The sequence below is a fragment of the Marinobacter lutaoensis genome (assembly GCF_001981305.1).
In the GTDB taxonomy this organism is placed as follows: domain Bacteria; phylum Pseudomonadota; class Gammaproteobacteria; order Pseudomonadales; family Oleiphilaceae; genus Marinobacter; species Marinobacter lutaoensis.
Window position 1 is genome coordinate 175,605 of the sequence record NZ_MSCW01000007.1, and the last position, 19,904, is coordinate 195,508.

19 protein-coding genes and 2 pseudogenes are annotated in these 19,904 nt (G+C 62.6%); 11 read left to right on the forward strand and 10 right to left on the reverse strand.

Translation table 11 applies throughout. The annotated features are described in order from the left end of the window. Positions 1-42: 42 nt before the first annotated feature. From BTO32_RS10375 to tkt, 6 genes are all read right to left on the reverse strand, one after another. Positions 43-387: a chaperone modulator CbpM gene (locus BTO32_RS10375; protein WP_076724573.1), complete on the reverse strand. Its 345-nt coding sequence runs from the start codon at positions 385-387 to the stop codon at positions 43-45. Between the two features lie 12 nt (positions 388-399). Beyond that, complete coding sequence (locus BTO32_RS10380) at positions 400-1,362, reverse strand: DnaJ C-terminal domain-containing protein (protein ID WP_076724574.1); 963 nt, start codon at positions 1,360-1,362, stop codon at positions 400-402. Positions 1,363-1,543: 181 nt separating this feature from the next. Beyond that, positions 1,544-2,608, reverse strand: coding sequence for a class II fructose-bisphosphate aldolase (gene fba, locus BTO32_RS10385; RefSeq protein ID WP_076724575.1), 1,065 nt, complete (start codon positions 2,606-2,608; stop codon positions 1,544-1,546). Positions 2,609-2,721: 113 nt separating this feature from the next. Further along, positions 2,722-3,882: a phosphoglycerate kinase gene (locus tag BTO32_RS10390; protein WP_076724576.1), complete on the reverse strand. Its 1,161-nt coding sequence runs from the start codon at positions 3,880-3,882 to the stop codon at positions 2,722-2,724. A gap of 31 nt (positions 3,883-3,913) precedes the next feature. Next, on the reverse strand, positions 3,914-4,948 hold the full coding sequence (locus BTO32_RS10395; RefSeq protein WP_076724577.1) for a type I glyceraldehyde-3-phosphate dehydrogenase: 1,035 nt from the start codon (positions 4,946-4,948) through the stop codon (positions 3,914-3,916). 6 nt (positions 4,949-4,954) lie between these two features. Next, positions 4,955-6,955 (reverse strand): transketolase, encoded by a 2,001-nt coding sequence (gene tkt, locus BTO32_RS10400; protein WP_076724578.1) that lies wholly within the window; start codon positions 6,953-6,955, stop codon positions 4,955-4,957. 226 nt (positions 6,956-7,181) lie between these two features. Between tkt and BTO32_RS10405 the strand changes: the two genes are divergently transcribed. The 7 genes from BTO32_RS10405 to BTO32_RS10435 all read left to right on the forward strand — a co-directional run bounded on the left by BTO32_RS10405 (position 7,182) and on the right by BTO32_RS10435 (position 14,520). Further along, positions 7,182-8,183, forward strand: coding sequence for a metalloregulator ArsR/SmtB family transcription factor (locus tag BTO32_RS10405; RefSeq protein ID WP_076724579.1), 1,002 nt, complete (start codon positions 7,182-7,184; stop codon positions 8,181-8,183). 152 nt (positions 8,184-8,335) lie between these two features. Then, positions 8,336-9,526 carry a methionine adenosyltransferase gene (gene metK, locus BTO32_RS10410; protein ID WP_076724580.1) on the forward strand — a complete coding sequence of 397 codons (1,191 nt, stop codon included), beginning with the start codon at positions 8,336-8,338 and terminating at the stop codon, positions 9,524-9,526. Between the two features lie 140 nt (positions 9,527-9,666). Then, the gene (gene ahcY / locus BTO32_RS10415) at positions 9,667-11,061 is read left to right on the forward strand and encodes an adenosylhomocysteinase (protein ID WP_076724581.1); all 1,395 of its coding nucleotides are present in this window, start codon (positions 9,667-9,669) and stop codon (positions 11,059-11,061) included. Positions 11,062-11,073: 12 nt separating this feature from the next. Continuing rightward, a complete protein-coding gene (gene metF, locus BTO32_RS10420) occupies positions 11,074-11,943 on the forward strand; it encodes a methylenetetrahydrofolate reductase [NAD(P)H] (protein ID WP_076724582.1) in 870 nt (289 codons plus the stop codon). Positions 11,944-12,242: 299 nt separating this feature from the next. Further along, positions 12,243-12,998 carry a transporter substrate-binding domain-containing protein gene (locus tag BTO32_RS10425; RefSeq protein ID WP_076724583.1) on the forward strand — a complete coding sequence of 252 codons (756 nt, stop codon included), beginning with the start codon at positions 12,243-12,245 and terminating at the stop codon, positions 12,996-12,998. Between the two features lie 90 nt (positions 12,999-13,088). Continuing rightward, the gene (locus BTO32_RS10430; protein WP_076724584.1) at positions 13,089-13,760 is read left to right on the forward strand and encodes an amino acid ABC transporter permease; all 672 of its coding nucleotides are present in this window, start codon (positions 13,089-13,091) and stop codon (positions 13,758-13,760) included. 13 nt (positions 13,761-13,773) lie between these two features. Beyond that, positions 13,774-14,520 (forward strand): amino acid ABC transporter ATP-binding protein, encoded by a 747-nt coding sequence (locus BTO32_RS10435; RefSeq protein ID WP_076724585.1) that lies wholly within the window; start codon positions 13,774-13,776, stop codon positions 14,518-14,520. A 73-nt stretch (positions 14,521-14,593) separates the two neighbouring features. Here BTO32_RS10435 and BTO32_RS18285 read toward each other — a convergent pair. The 3 genes and pseudogenes from BTO32_RS18285 to merR all read right to left on the reverse strand — a co-directional run. After that, positions 14,594-14,665 (reverse strand): annotated as a pseudogene (locus BTO32_RS18285) (hypothetical protein); the annotation flags it as partial. Between the two features lie 61 nt (positions 14,666-14,726). Next, a complete protein-coding gene (locus tag BTO32_RS10445; RefSeq protein ID WP_076725074.1) occupies positions 14,727-15,686 on the reverse strand; it encodes an arsenic resistance protein in 960 nt (319 codons plus the stop codon). A 20-nt stretch (positions 15,687-15,706) separates the two neighbouring features. Continuing rightward, positions 15,707-16,144 carry a mercury resistance transcriptional regulator MerR gene (gene merR / locus BTO32_RS10450; RefSeq protein ID WP_076724587.1) on the reverse strand — a complete coding sequence of 146 codons (438 nt, stop codon included), beginning with the start codon at positions 16,142-16,144 and terminating at the stop codon, positions 15,707-15,709. Positions 16,145-16,240: 96 nt separating this feature from the next. Here merR and BTO32_RS18090 point away from each other — a divergent pair. Together BTO32_RS18090 and merA are read left to right on the forward strand one after the other, a co-directional pair. Then, positions 16,241-16,363: pseudogene (locus BTO32_RS18090) on the forward strand (mercury resistance system transport protein MerF); the annotation flags it as partial. Then, positions 16,360-17,763, forward strand: a complete 1,404-nt coding sequence (gene merA, locus BTO32_RS10460) for a mercury(II) reductase (RefSeq protein WP_076724588.1) — start codon at positions 16,360-16,362, stop codon at positions 17,761-17,763. The pseudogene BTO32_RS18090 and the gene merA, both read left to right, overlap by 4 nt. Here the strand turns inward: merA and BTO32_RS10465 are convergent. Next, entirely contained in the window at positions 17,735-18,313 is a 579-nt protein-coding gene (locus tag BTO32_RS10465) for a sigma-70 family RNA polymerase sigma factor (RefSeq protein WP_076724589.1), read from the reverse strand. The genes merA and BTO32_RS10465 overlap by 29 nt on opposite strands. Before the next feature lie 245 nt (positions 18,314-18,558). On the opposite strand from BTO32_RS10465, the gene BTO32_RS10470 reads away from it, so the two are divergent. Continuing rightward, positions 18,559-19,575: a permease gene (locus BTO32_RS10470; RefSeq protein ID WP_076724590.1), complete on the forward strand. Its 1,017-nt coding sequence runs from the start codon at positions 18,559-18,561 to the stop codon at positions 19,573-19,575. Between the two features lie 40 nt (positions 19,576-19,615). After that, positions 19,616-19,852 (forward strand): thioredoxin family protein, encoded by a 237-nt coding sequence (locus BTO32_RS10475; RefSeq protein WP_076724591.1) that lies wholly within the window; start codon positions 19,616-19,618, stop codon positions 19,850-19,852. Positions 19,853-19,904: the final 52 nt, after the last annotated feature.

Consider the following 19,904-nt stretch of genomic DNA (forward strand, 5'->3'; position numbering starts at 1 on the left):
AGACATATGCAAGATGCAAGCCAGTTGCGAAAGGATCGCCGGTCAGTCCCCCAGAAGTTGCCGGAGCTGCTGGTTCAGGCGCCGCACCTCCCGCCGCATCTCCTGGAGTTCATCCAGCAAATCCAGGGACATAGCCAGACCCGGCAGGTTGATTTTCAAGTCCCGCTGCAACCGGAGCGCCTTGCGCAGCCGATTGAGCGCGGCCACGTCAAACCGCCACTGCGCCGCCTCGGCCCCCTCCTCCACCGGCGAGATAATGCCGTAGTCCACCAGCTCGATCACGAACTCGGCGTGGCAATCCCCCCGTTCGCACACTTCGCGCAGGGTGAAGGTGCTGCCACCGAGATCGGTCACGCTCACCACCATCATCGGGTCCTGCTTGGTCATCTCAGCCTCCGGTTACACATGCAGTTTGGCCCGTGGGTTGAAGTCCTTCTCCAGCTCCGCCAGTTGCCGGTACAGGGCCTCCGCCTCCGGCGAATGCTGGGCCGGCACCGTCACCTGGAGGATCACGATCTGGTCGCCGGGATGCTTGCCCGGGAAGCCCTTACCCTTGAGCCTCAGCTTACGGCCACTGGTGGACCCCTTGGGCACCTTGACGTTGACCCGGGCGCCGACGGTCGGCACCGTGATGGTGGCCCCAAGGGCCGCCTCCCACGGCGTCACCGGCACCGTGATCAGCACGTCCCGTCCTTCCACGGTGAAGTGGGGATGCGGCGCCAGCTCGATTTCAATGAACAGATCCCCCGGCTCGCCGCCGCCCAGGCCGGGCGAGCCCTGGCCTTTCAGGCGGATGTGCTGACCCTCCCGCACGCCGGCCGGAATCTTCACCTTGAGGGTCTTGCGCCGGGCCCGGACACGGCCGTGCTCATCCAGTTCATGAACCGTGTAGGCGATCTGCTTTTCACAGCCCTGAAACGCCTCCTCCAGGAACAGCGCCAGCCGGGCGTGGACATCCTCACCCCGCAGGCGCGCGCTGCCCCGGTGGAAACCGCCACCGTCGAAGCCGCCCCGACGGCCACCGCCGAAGATTTCCTCGAAAAAGTCACTGAACTGCCGGGCATCGGCCTCGGTGAAGCCACCACCGCCGAAACCGGAGGCACTCTGCCAGCCGGGCGGCGGCTCGAAACTGCCATCGCCACGCCGGCCGTACCTGCGCAGCTGGTCGTATTCCGCCCGCTTTTCCGGGTCCTTCAGGACTTCGTAAGCCTCGCCGATGTCCTTAAACTTTTCGTCGGCGTCGGTCTCCTTACTGACATCCGGATGGTATTTGCGGGCCAGCCGGCGGTAGGCCTTCTTGATCTCCTCGGGGGAGGCGGATTCACTCACACCGAGTACGGCGTAATAGTCTTTGAATTCCATCCTGCTCCTCACCACTGGTTAAACGTCTGAGCCGATGTGCTCGCTTGCTAACCACTATATATTTGATGAGGTTGCTGAAATTACAAGGAGGGAGTTGTTCGTAATTGTTGAGAGTCAAAAAAAGAAACGGGGCCGAAGCCCCGTTTCTCGCCAGAATGGATCGGCCGGCCGACGCCAGGCCTCAGGCGATTTTCGGATCCAGCTCGCCGGCGGCGTAGCGCTCGGCCATGCCGTCCAGGCTGATCGGTTTGATCTTGCTGGCCATACCGGCGGTACCGAAGGCTTCGTAGCGGGACACGCAGATGTCCTGCATCGCCTTGATGGACTCCTTCAGGTACTTGCGCGGATCGAATTCCGCCTTGTTGTTGGCCAGGAAGCGGCGGATGGCACCGGTGGAGGCCAGGCGCAGGTCGGTGTCGATGTTGACCTTGCGCACGCCGTGCTTGATGCCTTCGACGATCTCCTCGACCGGCACGCCGTAGGTTTCCGGAATCTCGCCACCGAATTCGTTGATCACTTTCAGCCACTCCTGGGGCACAGAGCTGGAGCCGTGCATGACCAGATGGGTGTCCGGAATGCGGGCGTGGATTTCCTTGATTCGGTCGATGGCCAGAATGTCGCCGGTGGGCGGACGGGTGAACTTATAGGCGCCGTGGCTGGTGCCGATGGCGATGGCCAGAGCGTCCACGCCGGTCTGCTTGACGAAGTCCGCCGCCTCTTCCGGATCGGTCAGCATCTGGCTGTGGTCGAGAGTGCCCTCGGCCCCGATGCCGTCTTCCTCGCCGGCCTGGCCAGTTTCCAGGGAGCCCAGGCAGCCCAGCTCACCTTCCACGGAGACGCCGCAGGCGTGAGCCATTTCCACGGTGCGACGGGTGACGTCGACGTTGTATTCGTAGCTGGTCGGGGTTTTACCGTCTTCACCCAGAGAGCCGTCCATCATGACGGAGCTGAAACCCAGCTGGATGGAGCGCTGGCATACGGCCGGGCTGGTGCCGTGGTCTTGGTGCATGACCACCGGGATATGGGGGAACTCCTCGATGGCCGCCAGGATCAGATGGCGCAGGAAGGGGGCACCGGCGTATTTGCGGGCACCGGCGGAGGCCTGGACGATGACCGGGGAGTCGGTCTTGTCGGCGGCTTCCATGATGGCACGCATCTGTTCGAGGTTGTTGACGTTAAAGGCTGGCACACCGTAACCATGCTCGGCGGCGTGGTCCAGAAGTTGCCGCAGCGATATCAGGGCCATGGGTTGTCTCCTTCGTTGATTTTGAGGTTTGAATTCTGTTCGTTTCAGACCTGTGAGTCTGCTTCGGCTGGCAGCGGGGCTGGCCTCGCGAATCTGACGATTAACTGGTCTCTTTAAGCACCACGCTCTTCCAGTACAGCGACTGCCGGCAGGGTTTTGCCTTCCACAAATTCCAGAAACGCGCCGCCACCGGTGGAGATGTAGGAAATCTTGTCAGCTACGCCGTATTTGTCAACGGCTGCAACGGTGTCGCCGCCGCCGGCCAGGGAGAAGGCGTCGCTTTCGGCGATGGCGTTGGCCAGGGCCTGGGTGCCGTTACCGAACTGGTCGAACTCGAACACGCCCACCGGACCGTTCCACAGGATGGTTTTGGCGTTTTTCAGAAGCTCGGCGAATTTGCCGGCGGTTTCAGGCCCTACGTCGAGGATCATGTCGCCGTCGGTGACGTCGTCGATGCGTTTGGTGGTCGCACTGGCGTTTTCGGCGAACTCCGGCGCCACGACCACGTCAACCGGCAGCGGGATTTCCACGCGGGAGGCGATGTCCCTGGCGGTGTCGATCAGGTCGTGCTCGCACAGGGACTTGCCCACCGGATGGCCGGCGGCAGCCAGGAAGGTGTTGGCGATGCCGCCCCCCACAATGATCTGGTCGCACACCCGGGACAGCGCGTTGAGCACGTCCAGCTTGGTGGACACCTTGGAACCTCCGACAATGGCGACCACCGGCTTGGCGGGGTTGTCCAGAGCCTTGCCCAAAGCGTCCAGCTCGGCCGCCAGCAGCGGGCCGGCGCAGGCCTCGGGGGCAAAGCGGGCGACGCCGTGGGTGGAGGCCTGGGCACGGTGCGCGGTACCGAAGGCATCCATCACGAACACGTCACACAGGGCCGCGTACCGGCGGGCCAGGGTTTCGTCGTCCTTTTTCTCGCCCTTGTTGAAGCGTACGTTCTCGAACAGCACCACTTCACCCTCGGCCACGTCCACGCCGTCCAGGTAATCCTGGACCAAGCGAACGTTCTGGCCCAGCAGGCCGGACAGGTGCTCCGCCACCGGTTTCATGGACGCGGCTTCGTCGTACACGCCCTCCTCGGGGCGGCCCAGGTGGGACATCAGCATTACCCGGGCGCCGGCATCCCGCGCCGCCAGGATGGTCGGCAACGCAGCGCGGATGCGGGCGTCGCTGGTCACCCGGCCGTCCTTGACCGGCACGTTCAGATCTTCACGGATCAGGACCCGCTTGCCGGCCAGGTCCAGGTCAGTCATCTTCTTGATGGCCATTGTCGTGTTCCTTTGTCTTGTGGTCTGAAACTCACTCATCAATCCGGGCCAGCCAACTGCGGCTGACGTCGAGCATCCGGTTCGCAAATCCCCACTCATTGTCGAACCAGCACAACACTTTGACCAGGGTGCCTCCGGTCACCCGGGTCTGGCCGCCGTCCACCACGCCGGAATGGGCATCGTGGTTGAAATCGGAACTGGCCAGCAATTCGTCGGTATAACCAAGGATACCCCGGAGCGGCCCCTGCGCCGCCTGCCGGAGCAGGTGGTTGACCGACACCACGTCGGTCGGGGTGCGGACCGTCACCACCATGTCGATGGCGGACACGTTCAGGGTGGGCACGCGCATGGCTACCGAGCTGAACCGCCCTTCCATATGCGGCAGCAGCCGCTCGATCCCCCGCGCCAGCCCGGTTTCCACCGGCACGATGTTGTGCAGGGCGCTGCGGGTGCGGCGGAGATCCTTGTGGTGGTAGGCGTCGATGACCGGCTGGTCATTCATGGCGGCGTGGATGGTGGTGGTGGCGCCGTGCTCGATACCCAGGGCTTGGTCGAGGACCTGGACCACCGGCACCAGGCAGTTGGTGGTGCAGGAGCCGGCGGCGACGATGACGTCCCGCGCGCTCAGCTCCCGGTCGTTGATGCCATATACCACGGTGCGGTCGACATCCGCCTCCGCGGGCTGGGAGAACAACAACCGCCGGGCACCGGCGTCGATGTGCTTCTGCGCGGTGGCCCGGTCGGAGTAGGCACCGGAACACTCCAGCACCAGATCCACGTCCAGCAGGCGCCAGGGCAGATCGGCGGGGTCCGGATGCCGCAGCACCCGAATCCGGTCGCCGTTCACCTGCAGTTCGCTGCCCGCTACCGCGACGTCGCCGCGGAAGCGGCCATGGGTGGAGTCGTACCGGGTCAGGTGGGCAATGGTGTCGATGTCCGACAGCTCATTGATCGCGACCACCTGCAGATGATCGCGATAGCCGTTTTCATACAGGGCCCGCAACACGCACTGGCCGATACGGCCGTACCCGTTGATGGCAACCCGAAAAGGCCCGGTGCGCGCCATGGGCGATCAGTCGTCCAGCAGCTCGGCGGCCACGTCCAGCACGTTCTCGACGGTGAAGCCGAATTCCCGGAACAGTTCGCCGGCCGGGGCGGACTCACCGAACGTGGTCATGCCGATGATGCGGCCGTCCAGCCCCACGTACTTGTACCAGAAGTCGGCGGCCGCCGCTTCGATGGCGATGCGGTTGGTGACCTCCAGCGGCAGCACCCGCTGCTTGTATTCGGCCGGTTGGGCGTCGAACACTTCCGTGGAGGGCATGGAGACCACCCGTACCGCCCGGCCCTGGGCGCGCAGACGCTCCGCGGCCTCCTGTGCCAGCGCCACTTCGGAACCGGTGGCGATCAGGATCAGGTCCGGCGTGCCGTCGCTGTCGGACAGCACGTAGCCCCCCCGGGCGATGTCGGCCAGCTGCGCGTCGCTGCGCTCCTGGTGCGCCAGCCCCTGACGGGAGAAGACCAGAGCCGAGGGGCCGTCCCGGCGCTCCAGAGCGGCTTTCCAGGCCACCGCGGATTCCACCGCGTCGGCCGGGCGCCAGGTGTTCATATTGGGCGTGGTACGCAGGCTGGCCAGCTGCTCGACCGGCTGATGGGTCGGGCCGTCCTCGCCCAGGCCGATGGAGTCGTGGGTGAACACGAAGATGGCCCGCTGTTTCATCAGTGCAGCCATGCGCACCGCGTTGCGGGCGTACTCCATGAACACCAGAAAGGTGGCGCCGTAAGGCACGAAACCGCCGTGCAGGGCAATGCCGTTCATGATCGCGGCCATGCCGAACTCGCGCACGCCGTAGTAGATGTAGTTACCGGAGGCGTCGTCCCGGCTCAGGCCCTTGGCACCGCTCCACAGGGTCAGGTTGGAACCGGCCAGGTCGGCGGAGCCGCCCATCAGCTCCGGCAGCATCGGGCCAAACGCGTTCAGGGTGTTCTGGGACGCCTTGCGGGTGGCCACGGTCTCGCCCTTGGCCTGGCACTCGCGGATGTAGGCGTCGGCCTTCTCGGCGAAGTCCGCCGGCAGCTCGCCCGCCATCCGGCGCTTGAATTCCGCCGCCAGCTCGGGTTCGGCCCGCTCGTAGGCCGCGAACAGTTCCTCCCAGGCCTGCTGGGCGGCGGCGCCCCGGTCATGGGCATTCCAGGCGGCGTAGATTTCGTCCGGGATCACGAACGGCGGGTGCGACCAGCCCAGAGCCTGACGGGCCAGCGCCACTTCGTCCTCGCCCAGGGGCGCACCGTGACAGCTTTCTTTGCCCTGCTTGTTCGGGGAACCGAAGCCGATGATGGTCTTGCAGCAGATCAGGGTCGGCTGTTCGGTGTTGGCGCGGGCCGCCTCGATAGCGGCACGGACCGCGTCCGGATCGTGGCCGTCAACGTCCGGGATGACCTGCCAGCCATAGGACTCGAAGCGTTTCGGCGTGTTGTCGGTGAACCAGCCCTCCACTTCACCGTCGATGGAAATGCCGTTGTCGTCGTAGAAGAAGATCAGCTTGCCCAGGCCCAGGGTACCGGCCAGGGAGCACACTTCGTGGGAGATGCCCTCCATCAGGCAGCCATCGCCCAGGAAGGCGTAGGTGTAATGATCGACGATCTCAAAACCCGGCCGGTTGAACTGTGCCGCCAGGGCCTTTTCCGCGATGGCGAAGCCAACGGCGTTGGCAATGCCTTGGCCCAGCGGGCCGGTGGTGGTCTCAATGCCCGGAGTGTAGCCGAACTCGGGGTGGCCCGGCGTCTTGGAGTGGAGCTGGCGGAAGTTCTTCAGGTCGTCGATGGAAACGTCGTAACCGCTCAGGTGCAGCAGCGAGTACTGCAGCATGGAGCCGTGACCGTTGGACAGCACGAAGCGGTCACGGTTGGCCCATTGCGGGTTGGCCGGGTTGTGCTTCAGGAAGTCGTTCCAGAGCACCTCGGCAATATCCGCCATACCCATGGGCGCACCCGGGTGGCCGGAATTGGCTTTTTGCACCGCATCCATGCTCAGCGCGCGAATGGCGTTGGCAAGATCTTTACGAGACGGCATTGACGTTTCTCCAGTGTATGTATCGAGGACAAGGGGGACTGATCAAAAAGAAGGCGCGTATTTTCGCCGATTAGGGCCGGCCGGGGCAAATCGGACGGCATCTTTTTCCGCCTCCCCGTCCTGCGGATTCCCGAAACGGGCACCCACCCTCTCGCCATATACCTATATCAAAATTTTTTGATATGCCTATTGATTGACCACCCCAACCCACCTAAACTTCGCACCCATGACTGCAATGAATGCCCATGCGAACGATCTGGCCACGGCCGACGCCCTGGCCCCCATCTTCAAGGCCAGCGGCGATCCGCTGCGCCTGGAGATACTGCGCGTGCTGCGCCGGGACACGTTCGGCGTGCTGGAGCTGAGCCAGATGTTCGACATGCGCCAGTCCGGCATGAGCCATCACCTGAAGGTGATGCATAAAGCCGGGCTGCTGGAGCCGCAGCGGGAAGGCAACGCGATTTTCTACCGCCGCCCGCTGCATCTGGACAGCGACACACTCACGGACCAGACCATCCGCCAGATCTTCGAGACCGTGGACCGGCTGCCCCTGGCCCGGCACCTGCAGGACAAGATCGACGCCATCCGGCGCCAGCGGGCGGAACAGTCGCAGGCGTTCTTTGCCCGGCACGCGGAGCAGTTCCGGGAGCAGCAGGAGCTGATCGCCGCGTTCGAGCTGTACGCCGAGCCAACGGCGGAGCTGATCCGCCGGCGGGCCGAGCGCCAACCGTGGCAGTCCGCCCTGGAGATCGGCCCCGGGGAGGGAGGGTTCCTGCCCGTGCTGTCCGAGCTGTTCGAGCAGGTGGTGGCCCTGGACAACAGCCGCGACATGCTGGCCAAGGCCACCCGGACCTGCATCGAGGCGCGGCTCGACAACGTCGACCTGATCGAAGGCGTCACCGACACTCTGCTGGCCCGGGGCGACGCCTTCGATCTGGTGGTGGCGAATATGGTGCTGCACCACGTGCCCAGTCCGGCGGACATTTTTCTCGATGCCGCGGCTCTGATGAACAACGGCGGCTGTTTCGTGGTCAGCGACCTGTGCAGCCACGATCAGAACTGGGTCAAGGAGAACTGCGGCGACCTCTGGCTCGGCTTTGAACCGGAGGAGCTGACCCGCTGGGCGGCGGAGGCGGACCTGGTGGCCGGGGAGCGGCTGTTCATCGGCCTGCGCAACGGTTTTCAGATTCAGGTCCGGGAATTCTGGAAAGCCCCGATGCCAGCCTAGGCGCGGCTGACATCCAAACATCAAAATTTTTTGATATGGGTGTAAGTGGAATTACGTACACCCGGTAAAACCACGCAAACGAAGGCCGCCGGCTTTGGTCATCCGTGGCCCCGGCATGATTTTGATACGCTCACAAGAGGGAGCACGCAGCTATGTCTGATTACAGCATCTTTACTTCCGAGTCGGTTTCCGAGGGCCACCCGGACAAACTGGCGGACCAGATTTCCGATGCCGTTCTGGACGCGATCCTGGCCGACGACCCACACGCCCGCGTGGCCTGCGAAACCATGGTGAAAACCGGCGTTGCCATCGTGGGTGGCGAAATCACCACCAGCGCCTGGGTCGACCTGGAAGAACTGGTGCGCGGCGTCATCAAGGACATCGGCTACACCTCCTCCGACGTGGGCTACGACGGCGACACCTGCGGCGTGATCAATATCATCGGCAAGCAGTCCGTGGACATCGCCCAGGGCGTGGACCGGCAGAAGCCGGAAGACCAGGGCGCCGGCGACCAAGGCCTGATGTTCGGCTACGCCAGCAATGAAACCGACGTGCTGATGCCCGCGCCCATCACCTTCTCCCACCGACTGGTCCAGCGCCAGGCCGAGGCCCGCAAGAGCGGCCTGTTGCCGTGGCTGCGCCCGGACGCCAAGAGCCAGGTCACCTGCCGCTATGAAAACGGCAAGGTGGTTGGCATTGACGCGGTGGTGCTGTCCACCCAGCACGATCCCGAGGTGTCCCAGGCCGACCTGAAAGAAGCGGTGATGGAGCTGATCATCAAGCACACCCTGCCGGCGGAACTGCTGCACAAAGACACCCAGTTCCACATCAACCCGACCGGCAAGTTCGTCATCGGCGGCCCGGTGGGCGACTGTGGCCTGACCGGTCGCAAGATCATCGTCGACACCTACGGCGGCATGGCCCGCCACGGGGGCGGCGCCTTCTCCGGCAAAGACCCCTCCAAGGTCGACCGCTCCGCCGCCTATGCCGGCCGTTACGTGGCCAAGAACATCGTCGCCGCCGGCCTGGCCGACAAGTGCGAGATCCAGGTGTCCTACGCCATTGGCGTGGCCGAGCCCACCTCCATCTCGCTGAACACCTTCGGCACCGGCAAGGTCAGCGACGACAAGATCGTCGAGTTGGTTCGCCAGCACTTCGACCTGCGCCCGTACGCGATCACCCGGATGCTGGACCTGCTGCACCCGATGTATCGCCCGACGGCGGCATACGGCCACTTCGGTCGCGAGCCGTTCGAGATGACCGTGGGCGGCAAGACCTTTACCGCATTCCCGTGGGAGAAGACCGACCGTGCCGCGGCCCTGAAGGACGCTGCGGGCCTTTAATGGCGTTTGCCAGGGCCGGCCGCTGCGGTCGGCCCGATATGGACGAGCCCGCCGCCTTCCGGTGGCGGCGCTGAGGCAACCCCGTCATGAGCGGTCACGGAGCCGCGAACCGGACCGACCCAATCAAACAGGAGTACACAATGAGCACACCGGCAGAACAACTGAGCAGCTTTGACGATTACAAAGTCCGCGACATTTCACTGGCCGAGTGGGGCCGCAAGGAAATCAAGATTGCCGAAGGCGAGATGCCGGCCCTGATGACCCTGCGCAACAAGTATCGCGACCAGCAGCCGCTCAAAGGTGCCAACATCATGGGCTGCATCCACATGACCATCCAGACGGCCGTGCTGATCGAAACCCTGGTGGAACTGGGAGCCAATGTGCGCTGGTCCTCCTGCAACATTTTCTCCACCCAGGACCACGCGGCCGCCGCCATCGCGGCCCGGGGCATTCCGGTGTTCGCCTGGAAAGGCGAGACTGAGGAAGAGTACGAATGGTGCCTTGAACGCACCGTCGGCGCGGACGTGGACGGCTGGGCGCCGAACATGATCCTGGACGACGGCGGCGACCTCACCGCCCTGCTGCACGAGAAATACCCGGACATCCTCGCCAAGTGCCACGGCATCACCGAGGAAACCACCACCGGCGTCCACCGCCTGCAGGAAATGCTGCGCGAAGGCCGGCTCAAGGTGCCGGCGATCAACGTCAACGATTCCGTCACCAAGTCCAAGAACGACAACAAGTACGGCTGCCGTCACAGCCTCAACGACGCCATCAAGCGAGCCACCGACCACCTGCTGGCGGGCAAGAAGGCGCTGGTGATCGGCTACGGCGACGTCGGCAAGGGCTCCGCCGCTTCCCTGCGCCAGGAAGGCATGATCGTAAAAGTCAGCGAGGTTGACCCGATCTGCGCCATGCAGGCCTGCATGGACGGCTACGAGGTGGTCTCCCCTTACCTGAACGGTGTCAACACCGGCACCGAGGACTGCATCAACGCAGACCTGCTGGGCCAGACCGACCTGCTGGTCACCACCACCGGCAACGTCAACGTCTGCGACGCCAACATGCTCAAGGCCCTCAAGAGCGGCGCCGTGGTCTGCAACATCGGCCACTTCGACAACGAGATCGACACCGCCTACATGCGCAAGCACTGGGAGTGGGAGGAAGTGAAGCCACAGGTGCACGTGGTGTACCGGGACAAGGCCCGCAACGACCACCTGATCCTGCTCTCCGAAGGCCGCCTGGTGAACCTGGGCAACGCCACCGGCCATCCGTCCCGGATCATGGATGGCTCCTTCGCCAACCAGGTCCTGGCCCAGATCTACCTGTTCGAACGCAGGTTCGGTGACCTGCCCGAGGACGCCAAGGCCAAGGGCGTGTACGTTCAGGTGCTGCCCAAGCAACTGGATGAGGAAGTGGCTCGGGCGATGGTGGAAGGCTTCGGCGGCGTGATCACCCGCATGACGCCGGAGCAGGCAAAATACATCGGCGTGCCGGTCGAAGGCCCCTACAAGCCGGAAACCTACAGGTACTAAACGGAAGCCATCATGGAATCTCAGAAGCAATTCAAACGCCGCTTCAGCTTCGAGTTTTTCCCGCCCAAGACCGACCAGGGCAAGGAAAAGCTGCAGGCGGTGCGTGACCGGCTGGCCGAGGTGAATCCGGATTTCTTCTCGGTCACCTTCGGTGCCGGCGGCTCGACCCGGGACCGCACCATCGAAACCGTGCTGAACCTGCACCGTCAGGGCATCTCCACCGCCCCGCACCTGTCCTGTGTCGGGGGCACCCGACAGGACATCGCGGAGCTGCTGGACCTGTACCGGGAGCACGGCATCACCCGGATCGTCGCCCTGCGCGGCGACCTGCCCTCGGGCATGGGCGCCTCCGGAGAACTGCGCTACGCCAACGAGCTGGTGGAGTTCATCCGCGAACACAGCGGCGATCACTTCAACCTGGAAGTCGCCGCCTACCCGGAGTTCCACCCGCAGGCACGCAACGCCGAGGACGATCTGAAGAATTTTGCCCGCAAGGTGAAGGCCGGCGCCAACAGCGCCATTACCCAGTACTTCTACAATGCGGACAGCTACTTCTACTTCATCGACCGGCTGGAAAAGATGGGGGTCACGATTCCGGTGGTGCCGGGCATCATGCCCATCGTCAACTTCTCCAGCCTGGTCCGGTTCTCCGACATGTGCGGCGCGGAGATTCCCCGCTGGATCCGCAAGCAGCTGGAAGCCTACGGCGACGACAGCGAGAGCATCCGCAAGTTCGGCGAGGAAGTGGTGACGGACATGTGCGAACGCCTGCTCAAGGCGGGCGCGCCGGGCCTGCACTTCTATACCCTCAACCAGGCCGAACCCAGCCTCACCATCTGGAACAACCTGGGCATCAGCGACCGCGAAAAAATCGCGTTCTGACCCGGGTCACCCCAGAATCGGGGGGGGGCCGCGCCCCCCCCCCCCCCCCCCCCCCCCCCCCCCCCCCACCGGGTCACCCCAGAATCGGGGGCGGCCGGCGCCGCCTCCGACTCACCCCGACCAAGCCCCGCCTATCGCCCAACCATTTGATTTCCGGCGCCTCCCTGGGTCATAGTCTAGAGTGTACATGGTGCAGTTCCATTCACGCTCCCCGGGAGTCCACGGCCACCCGCCGTCCCCCTTCCGGCTTGCCTTACCGGGCAAATGGAGCACGACAATAAAGTAAAAAAGGAGAAAACATGACGACCCAATGGCTGAAGACCCTGGGGGCCAGCTTGGCTCTCACCGTAGCCGCAGGAACCGCAAGCGCTGAAACCCTCAAGGTCGTGACCGACCCCAGTTTCGTCCCCTTCGAGATGATGGACCAGAAAAGCGGTGAAATGATCGGCTTCGACATGGAGATCATCGCCGAAGTCGCCAAACGGGCCGGTTTTGATTACGAACTCCAGACCATGGACTTCAACGGCATCATCCCCGCCCTGCAGACCGGCAACGTCGACATCGCCATCGCCGGCATCACCATTACCGAGGAACGGGAAAAGATCGTCGACTTTTCCGACCCGTACTACGACTCCGGCCTGCGCATCCTGGTCCGCAAGGGCAGCGACGTGGACGAGTTCAGTGACCTCGAGGGCATGAAGATCGGCACCAAAATCGGCAGCACCTCCTACGACTACCTGATGGCCAACCTGGAGAACGACGACGGTGTCACCCCGTACCCGGGCAGTTCCGACATGTACATGGCGCTGATGTCCCGGGCGGTCGACGCAGTATTCTATGACGCCCCCAACGTCGGCTACTTCGCCCGCACCAAGGGCCAGGGCAAGGTCATGACCGTCGGTCCCCTGTACGAAGGTCAGCAATACGGCATCGCGCTGGTGGACGGCAGTGAATGGGTCGACGACGTCAACCAGGCCCTCGCCGCCATGAAGGAAGACGGCACCTACAAAGCCATCTACGAGAAGTGGTTCGGCCCGATGCCGGACGACATGTAACCGACCCACGGACCTTCCCGGTCCAGTTCCCCGCGCCGGGGCCCCAGCCCCGGCTGTTCCTGAACGCAACCTCCTGCGGAGACCTATACCGTGGAATTCCAGTTTCAGTTCGATTGGCAGGCGGCCATCGACTCCATCCCGTTTCTGCTCAAGGGGATCCCCTACACCCTGCTGATCTCCTTTGGCGGCCTGCTCATCGGCTTCCTCCTGGGCATCCTGTTCGGCCTGCTCAGCATCAACAAAAAATGGTTCCTGCGCTGGCCCGCCACGGCCTACATCGAGATTTTCCGTGGCACCCCGATCCTGGTGCAGGTCCTGTTCATTTTCTACGGCCTGCCGGACCTGATCGGCCGCCCCATCGACCCGCTCACCGCCGGCATCGCCGCCATCGCCCTCAACTCCGGAGCCTACATATCCGAAGTGGTACGCGGCGGCGTGCAGTCCATCGACAAGGGGCAGACCGAAGCCGGCCTGTCCCTCGGCCTGTCACGGAGCCAAACCTTCTGGTCCGTGGTCTGGCCCCAGGCGTTCCGCCGTATGATTCCGCCCTTGGGCAACCAAGCCATCGTCAGTATCAAGGACACCTCGTTGTTCTCCGTGATCGGTGTCGGCGAATTGGTCCGTCAGGGCCAGGTGTACATCGCCAACACCTTCACCGCCTTCGAGGTTTATTTCGTGGTCGCCATCCTGTACCTGGCCATCACCCTATCCCTGTCCCTGCTGCTGCGGGCGCTGGAGCGCCGTGGCGTGGCCTCTGTCTGAAGGAAAACAAGTCATGACTCATATCGTGGAAATCAAGGGCATGAACAAGTACTTCGGCAAGCTGCATGTCCTCAAAAACATTGACCTGACCGTGGAGCCGGGCGAAGTGGTGGTGATCATCGGCGCCAGCGGTTCCGGCAAGTCCACCCTGATCCGGTGTGTCAACGGCCTGGAGGAGTTCGAGTCCGGCAAACTGGTGGTCGATGGCCATGCCCTCGCCCCCCGGGGTGGCAACCAGAAGGCCCTGGCCGAAATCCGCAAGGAAGTGGGCATGGTGTTCCAGCAGTTCAACCTGTTTCCCCACCTGACGGTACGGGAAAACATCATGCTGGCGCCGATGAAGGTGAAGGACACCCCGAAGACCGTGGCCAATGCCACCGCTGAGCGCCTGCTCAACCGGGTCGGCATCGGCAACCAGGCGGACAAGTACCCCAGCCAGCTGTCCGGCGGCCAGCAGCAACGGGTGGCCATTGCCCGCGCCCTGGCCATGGAACCCCGGCTGATGCTGTTCGACGAGCCCACTTCGGCACTCGATCCGGAAATGATCGGCGAGGTACTGGATGTCATGCGCGAACTGGCCAGGGACGGTATGACCATGATGGTGGTCACCCACGAAATGGGCTTTGCCCGGGAAGTGGCCGATCGCGTGATCTACGTCCATGAAGGCCAGATTGTGGAACAGGGCAAGCCGGACCAAGTGTTCGACAACCCGCAGAACGAGCGCACCCAGGCCTTCCTGTCCCGGGTACTCGCCCACTGACCTCCCAGGCCCCGGCCTGCCACAAAGCCCCCGAGAGCCGGGGGCTCCGGCCGCAACGCAGCCCCTGTCGATCAATCAGGGTCGCACCTAACGCCTCTTCAAGCGTCCGAATATGGGCCGTCACGTTCGACGGCACCGTGTGCACGCGCTCCGCGGCGGGACATCGACAGTCCCAACGGAGGGCATACGCCGACGTTTTCGGTGAACTATCGATGATCGGGCAGCCACTGGCCAGGAATCCAAGTCAGATAAACGGCCATGCCAAACAGCTCAACCAGCGATTGGAAAACGATGACCACGACGGCGCCCTGCCAGGCCTCGGGCAAGGTCAACGCGATGGGCAGAACCACAAAGGAGTTGCGGGTGCCAAAGCTGAACGTCAAGGTTCTGGCGGATAAAACGGGGAGCCGGAACAGCCGACTGAGGGCCTTGCCCAGCAGCGCGGCGTAAACCAGATAGGCGATGAAAACGAGGGCAACCGAGCCCAACACGCCGGTAAGTCCAGCCACCGTTTTGACTTGAGACGCCGCAATGACAAATACGACCAGGGCCAGCAACGGCACGGGAAGCAGCCCCATACCGCTCACCCAACGCTTGGCCGCGACACGGCGCTCGGCAAAGTATTCAGTGCTCCAGGCCAACGTCAGGGGAACAAGAATCAGACCGACACATGCACTTACCAGCTGGCGACTTATCAACGCCTGAAACCACGAGCCGCCCAGGAATACCCAAAGGTAGACCGGCAGCATCAACATCTGTAACAGCAGCAGCACGGGCGTGGCGGCAATGGCGCGGCCTGCGTCGCCCTTGCCCAGATGTGTGAAGCTGATAAACCAATCTGTGCAGGGGACGAGCAGCACCAGTAACACCCCGGCCTGGACGGCGGGGGACAGGGGAAGCAACGCCACCAGGGCACCGAGCAGCAAGGGCGTGATCACAAAGTTACCCAGCACAAGTGCCGCCAGGAAACGCCAGTCCCGCAACCCCTGACCCAGGTGGGTCAGAGGCACCTGGGTGAAGGTGGCATAGAGTAAAACGCCCAGTAGTGGCCATAGACCCGCTTCTAAACGCGATGCCGTGTCCGGCAGGGCAATCCCGGTGGCAAGCCCCGCCAGAATAAAGGCCAGGTAAATCCAGGATTGGTGTCGTTCCATCTGGTCTCGCATCGAAAACTCTTGGTCAGTGTTCAACGAGTCGACGGTAAGCGACCTTCCTGCACACCCTCATAAAGAGACGTAATGATCGGGCATTTCACATCACCCTGCTCGGTGCAACAGGCCTGCACCAGCCCTTCCAGCGTGCGCTCGATACGCTGCAGACTTGAAATTTGCTCACGCACATTGGCGAGCTTCTGCTCACCCAGTGCCCGTACGTCATCGCAATGGGTACCATCCTGCAACCTCAGCAATTCTTTTATCTCGTCTAGGCTGAAGCCCAACCACCGGGCTGTTCGAATGAACTGAAGACGCGCCAGCGCCTCGTCGTCGTAATGGCGAATGCTTCCGTAGGGCTTTTCGGGTTCCTCCACCAATCCACGGCGCTGGTAATAGCGGATGGTTTCCACTCCCATGCCGGCGGCTTTGGCCAGGGCGCCAATGGTCAGTGAACGCGGTTTTTCAGACATAGGTGTTGATTCCGTAGCTGACTACGGGAGTAACCTTATCTCAGTCCCCCATCTCATGACAGGAGCCAACGTACTGTCAGAGTCCTCACAGGGTATTTCGACTACGTGCTTTTGCCCGCATTGGTCTTTTTCATTGGCCTGACCTGCTATGTCCTCTGGCGTAGAAAGAAGTACGACGCCTGCTGCGATAGCCCTTCAACCCAGGAGGAACGTGAATGAGTGACAACAACCTGCACATTGCAGTGATTGGCAGTGGTGCCAGTGCCATGGCCGCGGCCTTGAAGGCAACGGAACGCGGTGCCCGGGTGACGCTGATTGAGCGCGGCACCATCGGCGGAACCTGCGTCAACATTGGTTGTGTACCGTCCAAGATCATGATCCGGGCGGCCCACATCGCCCATCTTCGCCGGGAAAGCCCGTTTGACGGGGGACTCAGCGCCCAGGTACCGGTAGTGAATCGTTCAGCCCTTCTGGCTCAGCAACAGGCCCGGGTGGAGGAGCTGCGCGAGTCTAAGTACCAGAGCATTCTTGATGATAATGCCGCGATTACCGTCCTCAGAGGCGAGGCGCGGTTCGTGAACGAGCGTACACTGATGGTTACGCTCAACAACGGTGGCGAGCAGACGGTGCACTTCGACCGGGCCTTTATCGGCACCGGTGCTCGGCCAGCCATACCTCCGATTCCGGGGCTGTCCGAGACCCCCTACCTCACGTCCACCCGTGCGCTGGAACTGGACCACATTCCCGAGCGCCTCGTTGTGATTGGCGCCTCAGTGGTGGCCATCGAGCTGGCCCAGGCCTTTGCCCGCCTTGGCAGCAAGGTCACAATTCTGGCCCGCAGCCGAGTGTTGTCACAGGAAGACCCAGCAGTGGGTGATGCCGTGGAAGCGGCCTTCCGTCGCGAGGGCATCGAGGTGCTCAAGCAGACCCAGGCCAGTGAGATTGCCCATAACGGCCGGGTGTTCACCCTCCAAACCAACGCCGGCACCCTGGAAGCGGAGCAACTGCTGGTGGCCACTGGCCGTACACCCAATACCGAGATCCTGAACCTGGAGGCCATCGGCGTGGCCACCGAACGCGGCGCGATCCGGATCGACAACCACCTGCAGACCACCTCGTCGGGCATTTATGCCGCGGGCGACTGCACCGATCAACCCCAGTTCGTCTACGTGGCTGCCGCCGGTGGCAGTCGGGCAGCCATCAACATGACCGGCGGTAACGCCAGCCTCGACCTCAGCGCCATGCCCAAGGTGATCTTTACCGATCCGCAAGTGGCCACCGTCGGTCTGTCCGAGGCAGAGGCCCAGGCTCAGGGATTCGACACCGACAGCCGCATCCTGACCCTCAGTGACGTGCCCCGGGCGCTGATCAACTTCGATACCGGTGGCTTCATCAAGATGGTTGCGGAGCGGGAAAGCGGACGGTTGCTGGGCGTTCAGGCCGTGACGGGCGAGGCTGGCGAGCTGATCCAGACCGCCGTCATGGCCCTTCGCGCCCGCATAACCGTTCACAATCTCGCCGATGAGCTGTTCCCGTATCTGACCATGGTGGAGGGGCTCAAGCTCTGTGCCCAGACCTTTACCAAAGACGTCAGCCAGCTGTCCTGTTGTGCGGGGTAGAGAAACACCGGCGGGCGTCATCCAGCCCCGCATGGCAGCAGACGTTACCCGCGCTGTCCAATACTACGTCGCATCGCTTCGCCAACGCCTCCCGCAGCCGCTCTCTTGCCCTGCGGATCCTGGCTTTCGCAGCGGGGAGCGAAAGGCCTCTGGCGTCCGCATAGGCCTCCTGTGACATCGGGCCCAAATCACAAGCCTGTATAATGTCCCGATCGCTCTCCGCCAGGTCCGGCAAGGTTGCCGCGATGCAGGCATCCAGCTCATCCACCGGTGCCCGCTCCGGCGCGCGCTCGTCTGGTAAATGATCCCTCACCGGCACCCAATGCTTGCGCAAGCGGTGGCTGTCGGTCAGTGCGTTACGGGCAACCCGGAACAACCAGGCGCGGGGGTTCTGCAACTCACAGAACGCCCGCCCCTCGCGCATGGCCTTGAAGAACACATCCTGCAAAACATCGTCGGCCATCACGGGCTCTTTAACCTGACCGATCAGAAAGCCGCGAAGCTCTGCCTGATGATCGTGCCAGGCCTGCAGTACACAGTCGAATGTCATCTCGATCCACTCACTTCAAGGGGCAGGACGAGGCCCCCGCCGCCATTGTTTATTCCCTATTATGCCTCAAGACGAAGAGTCGCACCGCTTGATCCATATATGGCATCGCCGGAACTGCCACGGAGGGTTCATCGTCCCCTCCGGCTCAGCCATGTTTTTCGGAATAGGGGAGTATCCTTTAACGACACGGTTCGTCTTCCACTCAGCAATCCATTTTCAACAGGATAACAAGGGCGCCTGCGACCATGTTTGAAATATTCACGCGCCTCGCCAACTGGCTGGCCTATGACCTGGTGGGGCTGAACCCGGACACCAAACTGGGCAGCTCCCTTCATTTTTTCATTGAAGACACCAGTAAGATCCTGTTTCTGCTGATCGTGATGATTTATCTGATCGCGCTGGCAAGGGCCTCTCTCAATCTGGAACGGGTTAGGGCCTATATCCAACAGAAACATCGCGTGATGGGCTATGTGTTCGGGTCTGGTTTTGGCGCTATTACCCCGTTCTGTTCCTGCTCCAGTATTCCGCTGTTTCTGGGCTTTACCAGCGCCGGCATTCCGCTGGGCATCACCATGGCTTTTCTGTTCACCTCGCCCATCATCAACGAAGTGGCCGTGATCATGCTCTGGAGCCTGCTCGGCTGGAAGTTCACCCTGGCCTACATTGTGATTGGCATGGTCGTTGGCATTATCGGCGGCATGATTCTGGATGCGGTAAAGGGGGAGCGTTGGCTGAAGGATTTTGCCGCCAAAGCCTATCAGGCAGCCGCTTCCGAAACCCGGGAGCACGAGCACGAGGTTGACGTGCCCGAGGCACCAAAGCTGACCCTGGCTGAAAGGCACCAGTTTGCCAAAGACGAACTCCGGGAAATTGTCGGTCGCATCTGGAAGTGGGTGCTCATCGGCGTTGGCCTGGGTGCGGCTTTGCACGGCTTTGTGCCGGATGGCTGGTTTGCCGAGAACCTCGGCAGCGGCCAGTGGTGGAGTGTACCCGCGGCTGTGTTCGCGGGCCTGCCCCTGTATTCCAACGCCACCGGCGTGATACCGGTCATGGAGAGCCTCATTGTCAAGGGCCTGCCGGTGGGCACCACGCTGGCCTTCTGTATGGCCACCGTGGCGGCCAGCTTTCCGGAATTTATCATGCTCAAACAGGTCATGACATACCGCCTGTTGGCCATGATTTTTGTGATCCTGCTGGCCAACTTCATGGTGGTCGGCTGGATAATCAACGGGATTGGTCCCTGGCTGTTCGCCGGGTTCTGATCAAAACGTCAAGCATGAAACAACCAGACTGGAGAATCTTATGAAACATGTCGAAGTACTGGGTACCGGCTGCAAGAAGTGCGTTACCACTGCTGAGAGCATTGAGCGCGTGGCTCAGGAACTGGGCCAATCGGTCGAGGTCATCAAAGTGACCGATCCGGCGAAAATCATGGCGTACAAGGTGATGTCCACCCCAGCGGTAGCGATTGACGGCAAGGTCGTGCACAGCGGCTCGATCCCCGAAAGGAACAAGATTGTCGGCTGGCTGGAATCCTGACCCGATTTACCGAATGGCCCTGCCCGGTGAGTCGTTCGACCTGGTGAAAACA